At 43.3% G+C, this 14,852-nt stretch carries 25 protein-coding genes; 3 read left to right on the forward strand and 22 right to left on the reverse strand.

The features are described 5' to 3' along the window. Positions 1 to 38: 38 nt before the first annotated feature. From OQJ75_RS04725 to OQJ75_RS04735, 3 genes are all read right to left on the reverse strand, one after another. The gene (locus OQJ75_RS04725; protein WP_265971503.1) at positions 39 to 488 is read right to left on the reverse strand and encodes a GyrI-like domain-containing protein; all 450 of its coding nucleotides are present in this window, start codon (positions 486 to 488) and stop codon (positions 39 to 41) included. A 66-nt stretch (positions 489 to 554) separates the two neighbouring features. Next, complete coding sequence (locus OQJ75_RS04730; RefSeq protein ID WP_265971502.1) at positions 555 to 788, reverse strand: hypothetical protein; 234 nt, start codon at positions 786 to 788, stop codon at positions 555 to 557. A gap of 8 nt (positions 789 to 796) precedes the next feature. Further along, complete coding sequence (locus OQJ75_RS04735) at positions 797 to 1,048, reverse strand: Rho-binding antiterminator (RefSeq protein ID WP_102552491.1); 252 nt, start codon at positions 1,046 to 1,048, stop codon at positions 797 to 799. Positions 1,049 to 1,292: 244 nt separating this feature from the next. Here OQJ75_RS04735 and OQJ75_RS04740 point away from each other — a divergent pair, with 244 nt between their 5' ends. Both OQJ75_RS04740 and OQJ75_RS04745 read left to right on the forward strand, forming a co-directional pair. Further along, a complete protein-coding gene (locus OQJ75_RS04740) occupies positions 1,293 to 1,658 on the forward strand; it encodes a c-type cytochrome (protein ID WP_265971501.1) in 366 nt (121 codons plus the stop codon). A gap of 118 nt (positions 1,659 to 1,776) precedes the next feature. Continuing rightward, positions 1,777 to 2,955 (forward strand): BamA/TamA family outer membrane protein, encoded by a 1,179-nt coding sequence (locus tag OQJ75_RS04745; RefSeq protein ID WP_265971500.1) that lies wholly within the window; start codon positions 1,777 to 1,779, stop codon positions 2,953 to 2,955. 48 nt (positions 2,956 to 3,003) lie between these two features. Here the strand turns inward: OQJ75_RS04745 and catB are convergent, their stop codons facing one another. The 4 genes from catB to OQJ75_RS04765 form a co-directional block, all read right to left on the reverse strand. Next, positions 3,004 to 3,636, reverse strand: a complete 633-nt coding sequence (catB, locus tag OQJ75_RS04750) for a type B chloramphenicol O-acetyltransferase (protein ID WP_265971499.1) — start codon at positions 3,634 to 3,636, stop codon at positions 3,004 to 3,006. A gap of 93 nt (positions 3,637 to 3,729) precedes the next feature. After that, positions 3,730 to 4,461 (reverse strand): glucose 1-dehydrogenase, encoded by a 732-nt coding sequence (locus tag OQJ75_RS04755; protein ID WP_265971498.1) that lies wholly within the window; start codon positions 4,459 to 4,461, stop codon positions 3,730 to 3,732. 70 nt (positions 4,462 to 4,531) lie between these two features. Continuing rightward, positions 4,532 to 4,915: a nuclear transport factor 2 family protein gene (locus tag OQJ75_RS04760; protein WP_265971497.1), complete on the reverse strand. Its 384-nt coding sequence runs from the start codon at positions 4,913 to 4,915 to the stop codon at positions 4,532 to 4,534. 35 nt (positions 4,916 to 4,950) lie between these two features. After that, the gene (locus OQJ75_RS04765) at positions 4,951 to 5,667 is read right to left on the reverse strand and encodes an HAD family hydrolase (RefSeq protein ID WP_265971496.1); all 717 of its coding nucleotides are present in this window, start codon (positions 5,665 to 5,667) and stop codon (positions 4,951 to 4,953) included. Between the two features lie 253 nt (positions 5,668 to 5,920). Here OQJ75_RS04765 and OQJ75_RS04770 point away from each other — a divergent pair, with 253 nt between their 5' ends. Beyond that, complete coding sequence (locus OQJ75_RS04770) at positions 5,921 to 6,253, forward strand: PBPRA1643 family SWIM/SEC-C metal-binding motif protein (RefSeq protein WP_004733856.1); 333 nt, start codon at positions 5,921 to 5,923, stop codon at positions 6,251 to 6,253. Between the two features lie 104 nt (positions 6,254 to 6,357). Here the strand turns inward: OQJ75_RS04770 and OQJ75_RS04775 are convergent, their stop codons facing one another. The 15 genes from OQJ75_RS04775 to OQJ75_RS04845 form a co-directional block, all read right to left on the reverse strand. Continuing rightward, a complete protein-coding gene (locus tag OQJ75_RS04775; RefSeq protein WP_265971495.1) occupies positions 6,358 to 6,600 on the reverse strand; it encodes a hypothetical protein in 243 nt (80 codons plus the stop codon). Between the two features lie 132 nt (positions 6,601 to 6,732). Beyond that, on the reverse strand, positions 6,733 to 7,248 hold the full coding sequence (locus tag OQJ75_RS04780; protein ID WP_265971494.1) for an adenylate kinase: 516 nt from the start codon (positions 7,246 to 7,248) through the stop codon (positions 6,733 to 6,735). Between the two features lie 266 nt (positions 7,249 to 7,514). Next, positions 7,515 to 7,973 (reverse strand): DUF302 domain-containing protein, encoded by a 459-nt coding sequence (locus OQJ75_RS04785; RefSeq protein WP_029406454.1) that lies wholly within the window; start codon positions 7,971 to 7,973, stop codon positions 7,515 to 7,517. Positions 7,974 to 8,124: 151 nt separating this feature from the next. After that, complete coding sequence (locus tag OQJ75_RS04790) at positions 8,125 to 9,129, reverse strand: S66 family peptidase (RefSeq protein ID WP_265971493.1); 1,005 nt, start codon at positions 9,127 to 9,129, stop codon at positions 8,125 to 8,127. A 140-nt stretch (positions 9,130 to 9,269) separates the two neighbouring features. Further along, a complete protein-coding gene (locus OQJ75_RS04795) occupies positions 9,270 to 9,527 on the reverse strand; it encodes a hypothetical protein (RefSeq protein WP_265971492.1) in 258 nt (85 codons plus the stop codon). Between the two features lie 203 nt (positions 9,528 to 9,730). Continuing rightward, positions 9,731 to 10,312 carry an HD domain-containing protein gene (locus OQJ75_RS04800; protein ID WP_265971491.1) on the reverse strand — a complete coding sequence of 194 codons (582 nt, stop codon included), beginning with the start codon at positions 10,310 to 10,312 and terminating at the stop codon, positions 9,731 to 9,733. Between the two features lie 67 nt (positions 10,313 to 10,379). Further along, positions 10,380 to 10,787 (reverse strand): GNAT family N-acetyltransferase, encoded by a 408-nt coding sequence (locus OQJ75_RS04805; protein ID WP_265971490.1) that lies wholly within the window; start codon positions 10,785 to 10,787, stop codon positions 10,380 to 10,382. Positions 10,788 to 10,848: 61 nt separating this feature from the next. Beyond that, positions 10,849 to 11,268, reverse strand: a complete 420-nt coding sequence (locus OQJ75_RS04810) for a GNAT family N-acetyltransferase (RefSeq protein ID WP_248396762.1) — start codon at positions 11,266 to 11,268, stop codon at positions 10,849 to 10,851. Positions 11,269 to 11,320: 52 nt separating this feature from the next. After that, complete coding sequence (locus OQJ75_RS04815) at positions 11,321 to 11,737, reverse strand: VOC family protein (protein ID WP_017061801.1); 417 nt, start codon at positions 11,735 to 11,737, stop codon at positions 11,321 to 11,323. A 110-nt stretch (positions 11,738 to 11,847) separates the two neighbouring features. Continuing rightward, positions 11,848 to 12,462, reverse strand: coding sequence for a LysE family translocator (locus OQJ75_RS04820; protein ID WP_265971484.1), 615 nt, complete (start codon positions 12,460 to 12,462; stop codon positions 11,848 to 11,850). A gap of 78 nt (positions 12,463 to 12,540) precedes the next feature. Next, positions 12,541 to 12,885 carry a VOC family protein gene (locus OQJ75_RS04825; RefSeq protein WP_265971482.1) on the reverse strand — a complete coding sequence of 115 codons (345 nt, stop codon included), beginning with the start codon at positions 12,883 to 12,885 and terminating at the stop codon, positions 12,541 to 12,543. 88 nt (positions 12,886 to 12,973) lie between these two features. Further along, complete coding sequence (locus tag OQJ75_RS04830) at positions 12,974 to 13,444, reverse strand: GNAT family N-acetyltransferase (RefSeq protein WP_265971480.1); 471 nt, start codon at positions 13,442 to 13,444, stop codon at positions 12,974 to 12,976. Positions 13,445 to 13,480: 36 nt separating this feature from the next. Beyond that, positions 13,481 to 13,837, reverse strand: a complete 357-nt coding sequence (locus tag OQJ75_RS04835) for a hypothetical protein (protein ID WP_265971478.1) — start codon at positions 13,835 to 13,837, stop codon at positions 13,481 to 13,483. An 88-nt stretch (positions 13,838 to 13,925) separates the two neighbouring features. Further along, entirely contained in the window at positions 13,926 to 14,360 is a 435-nt protein-coding gene (locus OQJ75_RS04840) for a GNAT family N-acetyltransferase (protein WP_265971476.1), read from the reverse strand. 45 nt (positions 14,361 to 14,405) lie between these two features. After that, on the reverse strand, positions 14,406 to 14,825 hold the full coding sequence (locus OQJ75_RS04845; protein ID WP_265971474.1) for a GNAT family N-acetyltransferase: 420 nt from the start codon (positions 14,823 to 14,825) through the stop codon (positions 14,406 to 14,408). Positions 14,826 to 14,852 lie beyond the last annotated feature (27 nt).

Genomic DNA, 14,852 nt, shown 5'->3' on the forward strand with positions numbered 1-14,852 from the left:
TATTATTAACATTCTATCAATAACTTACAATTAAAAGCTTATTGAATCGCTATCGAAATCTCGACTTCCGTTTCGCCTTTGTAAAACTCAAAATCAGTTGTGTAAGTTCGCGTATGTGGACAATCTGGATCGTTGAAATAAGCCCACACTTCTCCCCATAAATCGATGACCGTTTGAGGGAGTTCACCTTCGGCAGAGAACGTTAAATATTTGCCTGTTTGTATTTCGGTTTCGACAAGCGCATCTAAATTGTTATCGGTAAGTGCATTGGTACACGCAACAACATCGAACTCACCAGTAAAATCCGATTGGTAATTGGTATAGACACCATACACTTTTGAATCAGGCGTTAATTTTAGAAATGCTTGGTCAAAAAAGCCCTGCCACAATTGACTTATCTTGGCTTTGGCTGGGTCCATCTCATCGGTATTAGTGGTTCTTACTGAAAAACCATACGCCTTCACGGCTTCAATCATCTCTACTTTCATTCGTTTTATTCCTAAGTCAATCGATGCGTAACTCTATTAGATCCAAAGTTTCGCAGAGCAACACGGCTAATCTTGTATCTCTTTATGGCCACACTTTTCACAGACAAGATGACGAGAAAAGTCATCCATTGACGCGATAAAAGGACCGAGGAACCAACCTTTTATCACGCCAGCCCAAACTTCGCTTCGCTTTTGGTTGGGCTTATCTGCAAACGCACTCTTCTTACGAACCAATATAACGACATGCTGTGTCTCTTCTCGGCATGCCGTACAATAGCATTGTTCTATGGTGTTATTCATTTGAAAGCCTATGACGTTTTGAACGAAACCTGCTGAAAATGAGGATTGTCGACACAGACCTCTAGTGTTGAAAGATCAGTGAGTACGACAAGCTGTTCTGCACCTTGAATACTGACCTTAATGCACTCTTCACGGCTATCATTGCGTTGAGTATCTAATCCGACACATTCAATCTGCTCGCCAGACTTCAGCGTTAATTTGATTGGGTATCGGTGCATACACACAATCTCAATATAATCGTAATCGTTGCAACTAATCATAATACCCCTCCAATTCATCCACCACGCTAATGCGACACGCCATACTATGCAATATGCATATAATCAATCATTTAACTAAGTCACATTGATGTTCGTCCGCAACTAAACTTGCTTCTAATCCTATTTCTAAACGTGCTTCTAAACCTACTTCTAAACTTAGCTTAATCTCGCTTTATCCATTCACGTTTCTTCTACTCACATCTGCTTATTCTTTCATTGTTAAATAATAATCGAGAACAAAACAATGAAAACCATGAACCATTTACACGTGTTAGCTTTATTAGGTTTAGTCGCTTCAATGATGACGTTTAATGCGAGTGCCGCCTCAGAAATCGATGCGAGGCACTTTGCCAATGGTAAAGCCAAATACACGCAGCTTTGCCGGGTGTGTCATGGCGACAAAGGACACGGTGATGGCCCCACTGCCGCTTCATTGCCACACAAACCCGCCAATATCGCTAATAAACTAGGCGGCTTTTTTACCAGTCCAAGTTCTTTGGCGGATGACATTTTAGAAGGTAACGTAGAACAAGGTATGCCAGTGTGGAAAGGTACAATTACCAAGCAAGATGCTCTGGATATTCTGACGTACGTAGAAACTATCCAATAGTAAACGTTGTTCCATTCGCCTTTTGAACCGATATACCGGTTAATACTCCTCGTTCTATTGCGCTATCTATTTGATTGATTACACTCAATTTAATGGATAGTGAATAATACGGAATGTTATGACCTTTAAACCTTTAGCACTAAGTAGCCTGATACTTTTTTCTACGGCGACACACGCCGTCAGCTTTATCGATGAAATTGATGGCCAACTCGATATGGGAGAATACCTCGCAGAAAATGCCTACGGTTTTCTTCCTGTGCCAATTCTCATTACAGAGCCTGCGGTAGGATACGGTGGCGGCTTCACCGGTATCTTCATGCACGAATCTGAAGAACAAAAAAATACGCGTAAAGAACTCGCTGAAAAATCCATCGATGGTGGCGCGCAGCTTCTCACCCCTGCAATCACTGCGGTTGGCGGCTTTGCGACAGAGAATGGCACTTGGATGGCGTTTGTTGGCCATAAGCGTAGTTGGAATGAGGATTCAATACGCTACCTTGGTGGATTAGGTTATGGCGATATCAACATGACCTTTTATCGACAAAGCTCTCCGAATGCCTTGTCTCCACTCGCTCCAAACGAAGGTGTTGAGTTAGGGCTAAAAGGCATGGGCGGGATACAGAAGCTCCAATTTAGAGTACCCGACTCGCACTGGTTACTGGGGTTTTCTCAACAGTTCTTCGCACCAACACTCTCACTTAATAATCATCCTAAAGCGCAAGAAATCTTAAACAACATTGGCAACACGTCACCGACCTCTTCCGGCTTGGGTTTAATCGCTGAATACGACAGCAAGAACAGCTTCTTAAATCCCACTCAAGGATACAATTATGTCGCGGAATACCTTTGGTTTGGTGATGCGATTGGCAGTGATTACACCTATCAAACGTTTAATTTGGAAGGGCTTAATTATTGGGAGTTAAACAAGGAGTGGAACTTAGCATTGCGAGGACAGTACAAATCATTGTCGACCAATGAACGTGTTCTTTCGCCGCAGTACTACCCAGATATCGATCTCAGAGGCATCGCACGTAATCGTTATCAAGGTGAACACACCGTCGCGGCAGAAGTTCAAGTAAGCAAACAATGGACACCACGCTGGTCAACCGCTGTGTTTACGGGAATTGGTTATGCAGGTGACAGCGATAAAGACATGTTTGATCAAAGCTCTCACGCGGCTTACGGCGTTGGTTTCCGTTACCTTATCGCAAGACGCTATGGTTTAATTTCGGGGATTGATATTGCGTTCAGTGAAGAAGATACCGCGCTCTATTTTCAAGTTGGCGCAGGTATCTAGCTCACGTGCGTTTATTTAGGCGTACTTGTAATTTCAGCGAGCCTGAATTTAAGATTGCGCGAACGCTTTCCAATATTGGTACAAACCGTCGATATCTGAAGAACACATCAATGGCATCGCGCCTTTGATTTGTTCTTCGTTCCACTCCCACCATTTCATTTCTAACAACTGAGCAATTTCAGTTTCATTGAAACGATAACGGATGTGACGCGCTGGGTTTGAACCAACAATCGAGTATGGTGCAACGTCTTTAGTCACAACAGCTCGACTTGCGACGATTGCTCCGTCACCGACCTTAACACCACTCATGATCATGGCTTCTGTGCCAATCCACACATCGTTACCAATCAAGGTATCACCAGAGCGTTCGAAGCCGTCTATCGCATCTTCAAATTTCTCGTCGTCTTGATAGAAGAACGGGAAGGTACTCACCCACTGATTTTGGTGACCTTGGTTGCCCGCCATCATAAATACAGCGCCAGAACCAATCGAACAATAGCTACCGATGATCAGCTTATCGATGTCGGTTCTATCCGGTAATAGGTAACGCGCACAGTCATCAAAACTGTGGTTATGGTAGTAACCCGAGTAATAGCTGTGCTTGCCTACGATGATGTTTGGGTTGGTCACTTGTTCTTTGAGTGACTTTCCGACAAACGGACTCTCAAAATAGTTTTTCATGTTTGTACTCTTAGTTTCGTTCTTTTAGTTAGGTACTTTTGTTGCGTGTTTATGGTTTTTACTGGTCTATCTTAGTGTAAAAGCTAACGAGCCCTATCGCCCGCCCGCAATATCAATGAATGATCCAGTTACATAAGAAGCTTCGTCTGACAGTAACCACGCAATAGAGTTAGCGACTTCTTCTGGCGTGCCACCTCGTTGTAGCGGCAGTTGCGAGGCTAATCTATCAACTCGCCCAGGCTCTCCGCCGTCTGCGTGCATTTCAGTGTAGATACAACCTGGCCTTACACCATTAACTCGGATATTACGCGCAGCCAATTCAAGCGATAAGCCTTTGGTTAGTGAATCCATCGCACCTTTCGATGCTGCGTAATCCACATATTCAAACGGCGCTCCTGTGCGAGAAGCAGCAGATGAGACATTCACGATAGAACCTGCACCGTCCGCTTGTTTGATAAAGGCTTTACTGCACAGGAAACAGCTTGATACATTCGATTTCATCACCTTCTCAAAGCGATCCAATTCGATGTCAACTAATGGTGACTGAGTAAACAAGATCCCGGCATTATTGACCAAGTGAGTCACTGGACCTAGCTTGTTACGAGCAATCTCGAATAAGGATTTCACGTCCGATTCAACAGACACATCCGCACGCACGCTTATGGCGGTTCCGCCTTGTTCACGAATCTCGTTCACTAGATCTTCAGCTCGTGACTCATTGTGTATGAAGTTAACGCATACAGCATAGCCTTTACTGGCCAACAATTTAGACGTCGCTGCGCCAATGCCTCGGCTTCCGCCTGTTACAATCACTACCTTGCTCAATGAAACCTCCTAATGCCACTTGTTTGTTATAACCTGATTTTTCGTCACAAACTGATCGTATCGATACAAACTAATTGCTCGATACAACCTCAACCCACTGCGATCGCCACGCCGGCGCTTCGAATGGGTCTGGCCAAAACTCAGTTTGCTTTTGGATTAAACCATCAACCACCGTGTGAAAGGTAATCACTCGATCTTTCAATACACTGTCAGTAACCGAAACGTCTGTTACTACGGAATCTCCTTCACAGACAATCGAATTGAGGGTGAATTTCCAAACACCATTGGCTGGGTATTCAGAGTTGATTGCAGTGAAGTTGTGGCGGCCTACCGTCAATTCAGACGACTGAGGCCAATAGCCTTCAAAATCTGCGGCTAGCCATTCACTCGCCTTTGCAAAATCATTACTGCGCATTGCATCCCAAAAACCTAATACCACTTGTTTTGGTGTCATTATTCTTCCTTAAAATCATTCAGGTGTGGTGATTTTTATACGTACTTGCCGATTATCGTTAAAAGATCATCGACATGGTTGGCAATATAATCGGGCTTGGTTTGCCAGTTTTCAGGCTCAGATCGGCTATAACCGGCGGCCACGGCAATCACTTTTGCGTTCTTACCCAATGCTGCTTCAATATTGCGAGCAAACTGTGTGTCCGCTTCATGGTCACCGATGTACATCAAACAAAGCTCGTTAGCCTGATCGAAGCCAAATATGTTCTCAACACATTTCACTCCACCAAATGGATGTGGCTTTTGGTGGCCGTTCGAGACATCGTCATAGCCCACTACCGATTTAAACAAATCGCCAATGCCATAACTGTCGAGTACACCACGAATATTCAATTGAGAGTTTTGAGAACAAATCCCATGAGGAAGATGAGCAAACTGACTTACCACAGTGTTCATCCCGTCAAACAAGGTGACAGCAGTTTGATTTTTCTCTTGATGCTCTGCCCACATTTCACCGGCGATCAACATTTCGTCATGTGATAGGCCATAATAATCGACATATAAAGCTTGCCAGTTTTTAGCACCGTGGTTGGCTTCGTGATAAAGCGCCTCACTCAACAAATATTTTGGTAAATTATCACCGGACAAATGTGGCGCGACCACAGAGATAATGTCTTTGGTGATTGCGATATTTTTCGGAACTGAATTGACTAAGGTTCCATCGTAATCCCACAGGATGGCATCTAACTTCATGGGGTATCTCGTTGTTTAAATTGACGATTTCAATTTATCACTTGAGGCCCTGTTAAGGGAAACCTTATTGTCTTGAGTTTCAAAATTAGTCTAATTAGAACAAAGTAATAAAACAAATAATTGCTAGCAAACAAAAACCAATAATCTTTACTCACATCACTGCTTTATCAATTGGAATATATGCGTATAATCCCCCGCTCTATAACGCTACCCAGCATAGGAATAGCGTCATCCCAAATTTTGTGAGTACCCAATGTCGAAACTATTTTTCAAAGGCCGTATCGAGACAAGACAGAACCACGTTCTTGCTGGCTACAATGTAAACCGCGATGTTAAAGTGGGTACTGAAGAGTCACCAGTTGCGGTAATGGTTCAAACTGAAGCTCGTAAAGCAGAAGTTGAAGCAATCGCGGCTGAGCATTCAATCTTTGTTACTGTATCTGTTGATGCAACTAAAGAAGAAAACACGCTTGAGTTCGACACGTTGCTAAACAAGCCAAAAACAATGACGTTCGAAAAGACACCTAACCGTAACGACCCATGTTCTTGCGGCAGCGGTAAGAAATACAAGAAGTGTTGTGCATAAGGCTTCTCACTCAAACTGCCAATAGCACGATGAGTTAAGTAATACCTAACGGGGAGATCATTGAGGTCTTCCCGTTTTTATTTGCCTAAGCCAAACTCACAAACTCAGTCTAGGTTGTCTGGTGTATTCAGATATGTTCCACATTGGGTACATTTGTAATCACCTGTCGCGCCCGAACCTGTTACACCAAAAGATAGAAGCTCCGATAAAATTCGTTGGAGTAAGCTCGGTTTTTTATCTTCAGCTTGTGGTGCCTTTTGCACTTGGCTACTGAACATCGTGTACCTATGCAGTGTAAGTTCCTTACAGTTACAGCAGAACGCTCTCGTCTTCTCACTTCCATACATAATATCTATCGCCTTAACTCAAAGCACAAATTCAACACATGGCAAATATGCCACATGTTGAATTAAATCTAAATATATTCATGAAGTTATGAGCAAATTAAAGCGTTTCAAAGAAAGGTAAGCTCTCACCTGTTAAGTGACGTGTTGGCGGACAAAGTTATTCAATTCACTCACGCTTCTGATGATGTGAACCTCTTTCTCTTTTGCGCGTAATTCTAACCGTAGTCTAAAGTCGTCATTCCAAAATTTAGGACAAAGTTTTAGTGTCTTATAACTTTGTATCGTGCCTTTTATCACTGAGCTTCCATCAGGCCAGCCTTCAGGTTTAACGAACAACCCTTTGAGCATTCGCTTGGTAACAAACCAGTATTTAATTGGATAAGGAAGGTCGATATAAACCAAAGTATCTGCGGCTTCTAAACGTGTGTTGAATGAGCTTAGAGGGCCAAAACCATCGATGATCCAGCGTTCTGACTTAAGTATGCTCTCATGAGCCTGCTCGAACACTTCACGCTCAACAAACTCTCCGTTGGCCTTATAAACAAGAGAGTCCAACTGGTGAAGCTCTATCCCTGTAGCTAGTGCTAACGCTTTGCTGATTGTGGACTTTCCACTCCCAGGCTTGCCAAAAACCGCGACCTTTTTCATATGACTTCCTCTATTCAGATAAAACCCATAAGACAGCGACAAAAAACCCACCTTACGGGTGGGTTCGATAAACAAAGCGCATCAACAATCCCACCACTCCTATGGAATGATGATAATTCGTTGGTTAGATGACGCTGAATTCAGTTTCATAACACTACTTTTATATATTGTTGCTTAATTGTCAATTCAGCCAAACGTTGATTGGGAAGCTATATCATCGTCAAGTCGCACCCATTATTGGTCTAAATGAGTGCTTATTGGCTCGGTTATTCAGCTTTCGCCACTGTCGCTTCTGAAAGCTTGCTTAGTACACCCGATATCTTCTTAACCACTTCGTCACAGCCATTGATTGCGTGACGCTCTACCAAGTAATTAGGATCGTTGTAAGATAGCCATACTTCTTTATTAGAATCCTCAGTGACTAACACCTTCTGCGGTAAGTCTATCGCGACATCTTGAGCGCATTGCATTAATGGTGTCCCTACTTTTGGGTTACCAAAGATGATGACTTCCGTTGGTCTCAATTCAAGACCAACCTTACTCGCATTTTTCTGATGGTCGATTCTCGCAAACAAGGTCAAACCTTTGCTTTTAGCGATTTCTTCAAAGCGGTCAGCGGTCTCTTTCACTGAGTAATTACTTTGGTATTTAATCAAACCATCAGAAGCCGCAGCTGAAAATGATGCCGAGAGCAAAATGGCGCATAGTGGTAGTAATTTTTTCATCGTCACCTCAGAGATTTAACCTAATCAAATTTACATTCATAGCGCCACTTCCAAAATCAGCGACGTAACCCATGTCAGTATAGACGCGTTTCCATTCTCAGTTTGCAGAGAGGATCACTTTTCTAATGCGTCTTATTATCATCAGTTTAGGCTAACTCGACGCTAACCATTGGCTTTGAAGCTTGAATGTATGGCCATCAAAATCAATAGTGCCTTGTACACCTAGTGGCGTGACTAGCATAGGATGGGTGTGGCAACTGTCAAAGCCATACAGGATCGGAACATTTTTACCGTTCAGCACTTCAAGAAGTACATTAAGTGGTGTTCGCCCTGTCCCTTTGTCATCAAACAGTTCATATTTGCCAAGCACAAGCGCACCTACTTTATCGAATACTCCGCAAGCCAATAAGTGCGCGAATGAACGCTCAACGGCTTCAATGCCTTTTAGTGAATCTTCGATAAGCAGAATGTCGCCTAACTGAATTTCTGGCATGTATTCGCTGCCCCAAATCCCTGCCATCGTACTCAGATTGCCACCAATCACACGACCGCTTACTTGACCTCTTCCCGTGAAGTGCCATTCGTTATCGTAAACAGGCCTTGCAGAGTCTTGAGTTTCCCAATCGTGTTTAATGTCCGTCCAACGCTCTGGCATCGTGTACTGATGTTGGCTTGAATCCGAACATACGATGTCAGTAAACGATTGGAAGGTTTCGTCGACTAATGGCGAGAACTCACCAAATGACGCGACGAGTGCCGGGCCATAGAAAGTCACCAATCCAGTTTTGGCGTAAATGCCGAGTAATAATGCGGTGACATCTGAATAGCCGATAATGATCTTCGGGTCGTTTCTAAGGGCGTCGTAATCGATGTATGGCAACAGTGAGTTGCTGTTGTTACCGCCAATGGTCGACATAATACAGCGCACGTCAGGGTCTCGAATGAGCTGATTGAGTTCTTCGGCTCGCGCTTGAATAGAACCAGAACGATACCCTTCTGAATCTCCAGTTAACGAACCTTCAACTAAAATGAAGCCCTGCTTTTCCAAATAACGTTTAGCACGAGCAAATCGATTAGGTGCAAAGACAGTTGCGGGCGATGACGGTGAGAAAAATCCTATTTTGTCACCGATATTTAAAGCTTTTGGGTATATCACTCGTTTGTCCTCCATAACAAAGTGGGATTAATACGCCTGATTGAAACTCATTAATTCTTAAAGCTAACTAGTTCTTTAAGCGAGTTAATTTTGAGGATTAGCGCTCGAAAATTAGGGTTGAATCAAATGTTCATACCCAATCAGTGCCACGACTTAGTCCCACACTTTTCACATTGGTATTCATAATCACTGTCGACATAAAAACCGGGAACATTATTGTCACCTTTAAACATTAACGTCATCATGTACTCCATCAACACGCCTAGTTTCCATTGTTTCTTTTCAGATTCAGCGTCCGCTTTAGATTGAGCATCGGAAGGGTTAACAGCAAGGTGCGGGGTAAGCGCGTTGCACTGCTCACAGTGATAAGGGTGTTTAATATACTTATTATCAAGCATTTACATAAGCCAACTAACATTTATAAAGTTGATGCATACTAACAACTTATCACTCGGTTCTCGAACTTATTGTTGTCCATTAGAGTTTTATTAGAAAGAAATGAGACATAAGATAAGTGCCATGCATCTTGAATCAGTTGCCATCGAGATTCCCCTCATTGAACAGCTAAAGCTATTGTTACGCTAAGATACGAAATTAACTTTTACTTTAATAGCCCTTTGTCCGCAGCACCTTCAAGTTGTACTTCTAGCTCTTTCCATAGAGCACTACTGCCTTTAGAAATACGCTCGCCATTGAAGGTCAGAACTTTGTCTTTGGATATGTTGTGCTTCTTCCAGCTATGACCACCACCATGGATGTTATGAAGCAAAGGTGGCACTCTATCGATCGCCTTACCAAATCTTGCTTCCGGCGACTCACCCGCTTCGAACTCAAGCCATAGATCCAAGTACTCGCTTCTTGAATGGCTCGGCAATAATTTCAGCAAGCGCTCGACACAGTTTCTCTCTTTGAGCTTGTTTTCTTCGGTTTCACTGGCATAAATGATGGTGTCTCCGGCATCGATTTCCCCAAGGTCATGTATCAGTAACATCTTCATCACTCGCGTAATATCGATTTCTTCATTGGCATAGTCTTTCAACATTAGAGCGCTCAAACAGACGTGCCAACTGTGCTCTGCCGAGTTTTCATATCGGTCCAATCCAACTGGTTTTGTCTGTCGATGAACATCCTTTAATTGTTCAATTTCGACCATGAATTGCAGAATGCCTTTGATTTCTTCCAAGATGAGCTTCCTTAACTTAAGTTGATGATTTAGCGGTGCGGAGGGTTAACCTAGCGACAGAGAAGCATTACTCCCAATGAACCGACATTTTGTAATACGCAACGCCCGATTTTTCAAATTCAGAGCCTTCTACAGCCATCCCAAACTTTTGATAAAATCCTAAAGCCGTTGTACGCGCATCGCACCAAAAGTATTGGATGTTTAAATCTTTGAGGTTAGAGATTGCATGCTCAATCACGTTTGAACCGATTCCCTGCCCTTGGAATTCAGGCAGCGTGGCAAACTTTCTCAGCCTCGCTCCATTGCCTTGGACATAGATAGACGCGACACAAACCAACTGTTCACCAATAAACGCGCCGTAATGCGTTGCTTGTTCGTCATCTGGCACCATACAAAACGACATCGGTTTATCAGGCCAAAGCACTTGATGCCTAACCGGAAGTACCTCCGTCGCTGAAAGCTTTTTTATTTCCATATTCTCTGTTTAGCTCCCGACTTGATGCCCTTGTTGTATGCAGGGCTTGTGATTGTTATTACTAAGCTTGATAAGTCATTAAGTGATAACGCTCCAACCCCTCTTCCTCTGTGGATGAGATAACAAAGCCTTGCGACTGATAAAAGCCAATAGCATTTTCATTGGCAGCCAAACACTTCAATGTCAGATTAGAGTAATATTGTTTGCAGGTATTAAGTAAAGCAGAGCCTGCCCCAGAACGTAGTGCTTGCGGGCAAACATAGAGGTGATGGATGAAGCTCTCAGGTTTCCAAATAGAGGCAAAACCTAAAACCTCTGCGCCAGAAACGGCGACCCATATTTCTTCACCTTTTGTATCTAAATCGAAATCGGATAACTTAAAAGCGTCGGCATCAGTCCAATGAAAGGTGCTCTGTCTTGATTCTAGATAGAGCGCCTGTAAAGCGGTTAAATACTTGGGTTGATACCTTGAGACTTCCATGTCGCTCCTGCAAATCCGTATAACTTGAATTAGGGTTATTGGTTAAGCTTATCTACCTGTTAGCCATAGGGTGTTCAGGGTTTAACTGAAGCAGATCCCACAAGTTACCGTAAAGGTCTTCAAACACAGCAACGGTGCCGTAGCCTTGCTCTTTAGGCTCTCGAACAAAGTTAATGCCCAAAGACGTCATACGTTCATAATCACGCCAGAAATCATCGGTGTTTAAGAATAGGAATACGCGTCCACCAGCTTGGTTGCCGATAAAATCAAGTTGCTCTGGTTTAGAAGCTCTGGCAAGCAACAGGCTCACTCCGGTTGAATTTGGTGGAGCAACAACAACCCAGCGCTTATCTTCTTCTGGCAGATACGTGTCTTCGATGAGATCAAACTTAAGCTTGTTTACATAGAAATCAAGCGCTTCATCGTAGTCTTTTACCACGAGTGCAATGTGGACAATATTCTGTTTCATAACATACCTTGTTGGGGTTTTAGCTGCGTGGGATGATGCCATGAAGCAGGTAAAGACACTAGGTATTGACGCTTAGTTTGGTGTTATGGCTAAATCAGTCCAAAGAGTACTCATGTTTTAGTTGCTAACAAAGCACCGCAAGTCGCCAAAAAGCCACCTGATAATCTGTTCAAGAGCGTCTTTGCTGAGCGCCCTTGAAATACAAAACGAGCTTTAGAGGCAGTGCAAGCATAGAGACTCAATACTCCACCTACAGCTATAGTTGAAATCACCAAAATCATCATCACATCTGTTGTGGTAAATGTTTTTAGGTCTATGAATGCAGGAAAGAATCCCATGTAAAACAAAATCGCCTTTGGGTTTGAAACTGTCATCAATAAGCCGATAATCACGCTTGAGGCTTTCGTACCTTGATCCGAAGACATACAAGATGATTCACTAACATCTGACGTCCATGTTGTGTAAGCTAACCAAAACAAATAAATAATGCCTACATATTTAATGACCGTAGCAAATTCACCCATTGCGCTGGCTAAAGCCGATAAACCAGACAAAGCTAAGAATATAAAAATGTAATCCGCGATTAGTACGCCAAGCACCACTAACAAGCCTTGTTTCCAGCCATAGCTTAGAGACCTCGACAGAACAGCGAGAACGCTGGGTCCCGGTATCGCTGCAGATAGTAACATAGCAGCAAACAGAGCTATTCCTGATGTAATTGACATAATCCCTCCCTAGATCGTTTGTCGTTCAAACGTAAAATTACTATCGTTATTTTACATATTCTAAAAGCTATGCATCACCTATAACTCCCAGAATCCGAGCTCGACGCCACCTTGAATAACAATGGCACACATACCGTGACGTGGTAACTCCACTGGAGGCACCGCGACTTCGGCGCCTAATTTCTCGGCTGCATTTACTGCAGACTGAATATCTTCAACCAGCGTGTAATGACGAACAATTGGTTCTTCAGTTTCACGAAGCGGTGCTCGAATGCCAATTACCCCACCATTAGATAGCTTTGCAGTGCGCGCCCCACCAAGGTTCACATCAACACCACTGAATTTCACGTTATAGAGCTGAGCGTATGTTGCACAAACGACATCGACTTCTGGGGTAACCACTTCAAGATATTGAACCTTCATCAAATTTCCTTTTCGTGTTCTTTAAGACTCTCAACCTGCACACAGCTATACAGGTGGTTCTCATCAATAATTAATCAGTTTCATATAACTAAGCGATTTGACCACGCATGATAAATTGCGGGCCTGCTGCGCCACCTAAATACTGTTCATTGGTATCTTCGAAGCCACCTTTCTGGTAACAGTTGAATGCTGCGGGATTTTTGCAATTCACGGTTAAGTAAATCGACTCATACGCTGAGTAATTCGCTTTTAAATATGGAAACAAAGCCTTGACCGTGCCAGTTCCTAAACCTTTACCTTGCTGGTTCTTATCAAGCACAAAAGCTCTTAACCCAATGCTTCCTTCAGGGCAGAATTCGTAGTGCTCTGCGTAAGCGATATCCAGCTTAAAGAAACCAACAACTTCATTGTCAAACTTAATCACGTGCAAATGCGTCGTTTCACTGCCGTCTAACAAAAACTCCGCAGCTGTGCCAGCGAACTTAACCTGTTCATCGGCGAGTTGGATAGCCTGCACTAACGCCACATGTGACTCTTCAAGCCTTTCGATAGTTATCATTGTTGTTCCTTCTGTATAGCACCCACGAAGAACCTACTAAAGCTCATCGCTAGTGTCTCGAGAACCGTAGTTTGGGAAGTTGATATTAAGAACGTTATCGTCCTCAAGCGTGAATAGAACACTTCCACTCTCTACACCGGTTTCGTTCCTATCTGAACAACCTAGAAACAACTCCCAATCAAACGAATATTTAAGTCGGTATTGATTCGCATTGATGTGTAGAACGTCTTTGATGTTAATGCCGTTCACCACGTGTGCCATATCATCGATGTATGATAGATCAGGGATTAACTTTTCTTCGAAATCACTCTTATGCTCGGTTAAGAAATTGAGCAGTTCAGAACATAACTCAGAGCCACGAACCAATGGTTTAGACAGACGAGAAAGCAACATTTCTAAATACTCCAAGGATTGTTTTGATATTGGCGGATACGCGCGAATCTGTTACAAATTCAAGCTCAGCCCGCGCGAACCTTTAAGGCTAAACGTTACTATTATCCGAGCTATTAAACGAGTACATTCGCACTTCATCGCGAGGAAACCAGCCCAATTTTTCGTAAAACTGTTGAGCATTGATGTTGTCGTTATAGACAAACAAGTGGGTCTTCGGGATGCCTAATCCTGCAAGTGCGTTGACCGCCTCTGCGACAAGCTTACAACCTAACTTTTGCCCTCTGAAGTTGGCCGAGACAGCTAAATGTTGTAAATACCCACGACGTCCATCCGTTCCGACCAACACAGCGCCAATGATCTCGTTGTTACTTTCAGCCACAAAACTCAGAGCGGGGTTACGGTCTAAATAGCTCGCAATGCTTTCTTTCGAATCGGCATCGCGAATACTCATGCCTTCTGTCTGACACCACAACGCGATCACTGAGTCGTAATCTGAAATTGCCATTTCCCGAATGTTGACCACTCTACTCTCCTTGTATATACGGGCGCTTAATAAGTCACGCATTCGCTACTTTTTGACGAGCGACTTGGTGAGAAGCGATAGCGAGGAATCTACAGGGTAATTTTCTAACACCATCTGGCATTCATACCCTCGTTTCTCATAGAAAGGCTTCGCTTGGAAACTTAATGTATCGACCAATGAAGACGTACAACCTTGAGACTGCGCATACTCTTCAATACGTTCAAGCAGCTCACTCCCGACTTGCTTTCCTCTCATCGAATCGTCGACCCAGAGGAACTTAATCAGTAACCAGTTTCCCCAAAGGTCAGCAATAATACCACCGACTTTGTTACCTTCCTCCATCGCGTAGTACGCAACTTGAGACTTGGGTATCCCTTCCAGAAACGGTGTATTGTGTTTGATTAATCCGCCTCGGACTTCATTAATGTCGTCATAGGAGGGCTCGATATCTAATTGGTATTCCATTGACTTCCTATCTCTGGATTAACGGCT

The sequence above is a fragment of the Vibrio sp. 14G-20 genome, from assembly GCF_026241515.1.
GTDB lineage: Bacteria > Pseudomonadota > Gammaproteobacteria > Enterobacterales > Vibrionaceae > Vibrio.

Excerpts from the sequence above, each read along its gene's own strand:
- OQJ75_RS04725 (WP_265971503.1), bottom strand. The coding sequence starts at position 488 with ATGAAAGTAGAGATGATTGAAGCCGTGAAGGCGTATGGTTTTTCAGTA.
- OQJ75_RS04730 (WP_265971502.1), bottom strand. The coding sequence starts at position 788 with ATGAATAACACCATAGAACAATGCTATTGTACGGCATGCCGAGAAGAG.
- OQJ75_RS04735 (WP_102552491.1), bottom strand. The coding sequence starts at position 1,048 with ATGATTAGTTGCAACGATTACGATTATATTGAGATTGTGTGTATGCAC.
- OQJ75_RS04740 (WP_265971501.1), top strand. The coding sequence starts at position 1,293 with ATGAAAACCATGAACCATTTACACGTGTTAGCTTTATTAGGTTTAGTC.
- OQJ75_RS04745 (WP_265971500.1), top strand. The coding sequence starts at position 1,777 with ATGACCTTTAAACCTTTAGCACTAAGTAGCCTGATACTTTTTTCTACG.
- catB (WP_265971499.1), bottom strand. The coding sequence starts at position 3,636 with ATGAAAAACTATTTTGAGAGTCCGTTTGTCGGAAAGTCACTCAAAGAA.
- OQJ75_RS04760 (WP_265971497.1), bottom strand. The coding sequence starts at position 4,915 with ATGACACCAAAACAAGTGGTATTAGGTTTTTGGGATGCAATGCGCAGT.
- OQJ75_RS04765 (WP_265971496.1), bottom strand. The coding sequence starts at position 5,667 with ATGAAGTTAGATGCCATCCTGTGGGATTACGATGGAACCTTAGTCAAT.
- OQJ75_RS04770 (WP_004733856.1), top strand. The coding sequence starts at position 5,921 with ATGTCGAAACTATTTTTCAAAGGCCGTATCGAGACAAGACAGAACCAC.
- OQJ75_RS04775 (WP_265971495.1), bottom strand. The coding sequence starts at position 6,600 with ATGTATGGAAGTGAGAAGACGAGAGCGTTCTGCTGTAACTGTAAGGAA.
- OQJ75_RS04780 (WP_265971494.1), bottom strand. The coding sequence starts at position 7,248 with ATGAAAAAGGTCGCGGTTTTTGGCAAGCCTGGGAGTGGAAAGTCCACA.
- OQJ75_RS04785 (WP_029406454.1), bottom strand. The coding sequence starts at position 7,973 with ATGAAAAAATTACTACCACTATGCGCCATTTTGCTCTCGGCATCATTT.
- OQJ75_RS04795 (WP_265971492.1), bottom strand. The coding sequence starts at position 9,527 with ATGCTTGATAATAAGTATATTAAACACCCTTATCACTGTGAGCAGTGC.
- OQJ75_RS04805 (WP_265971490.1), bottom strand. The coding sequence starts at position 10,787 with ATGGAAATAAAAAAGCTTTCAGCGACGGAGGTACTTCCGGTTAGGCAT.
- OQJ75_RS04810 (WP_248396762.1), bottom strand. The coding sequence starts at position 11,268 with ATGGAAGTCTCAAGGTATCAACCCAAGTATTTAACCGCTTTACAGGCG.
- OQJ75_RS04815 (WP_017061801.1), bottom strand. The coding sequence starts at position 11,737 with ATGAAACAGAATATTGTCCACATTGCACTCGTGGTAAAAGACTACGAT.
- OQJ75_RS04820 (WP_265971484.1), bottom strand. The coding sequence starts at position 12,462 with ATGTCAATTACATCAGGAATAGCTCTGTTTGCTGCTATGTTACTATCT.
- OQJ75_RS04825 (WP_265971482.1), bottom strand. The coding sequence starts at position 12,885 with ATGAAGGTTCAATATCTTGAAGTGGTTACCCCAGAAGTCGATGTCGTT.
- OQJ75_RS04830 (WP_265971480.1), bottom strand. The coding sequence starts at position 13,444 with ATGATAACTATCGAAAGGCTTGAAGAGTCACATGTGGCGTTAGTGCAG.
- OQJ75_RS04835 (WP_265971478.1), bottom strand. The coding sequence starts at position 13,837 with ATGTTGCTTTCTCGTCTGTCTAAACCATTGGTTCGTGGCTCTGAGTTA.
- OQJ75_RS04845 (WP_265971474.1), bottom strand. The coding sequence starts at position 14,825 with ATGGAATACCAATTAGATATCGAGCCCTCCTATGACGACATTAATGAA.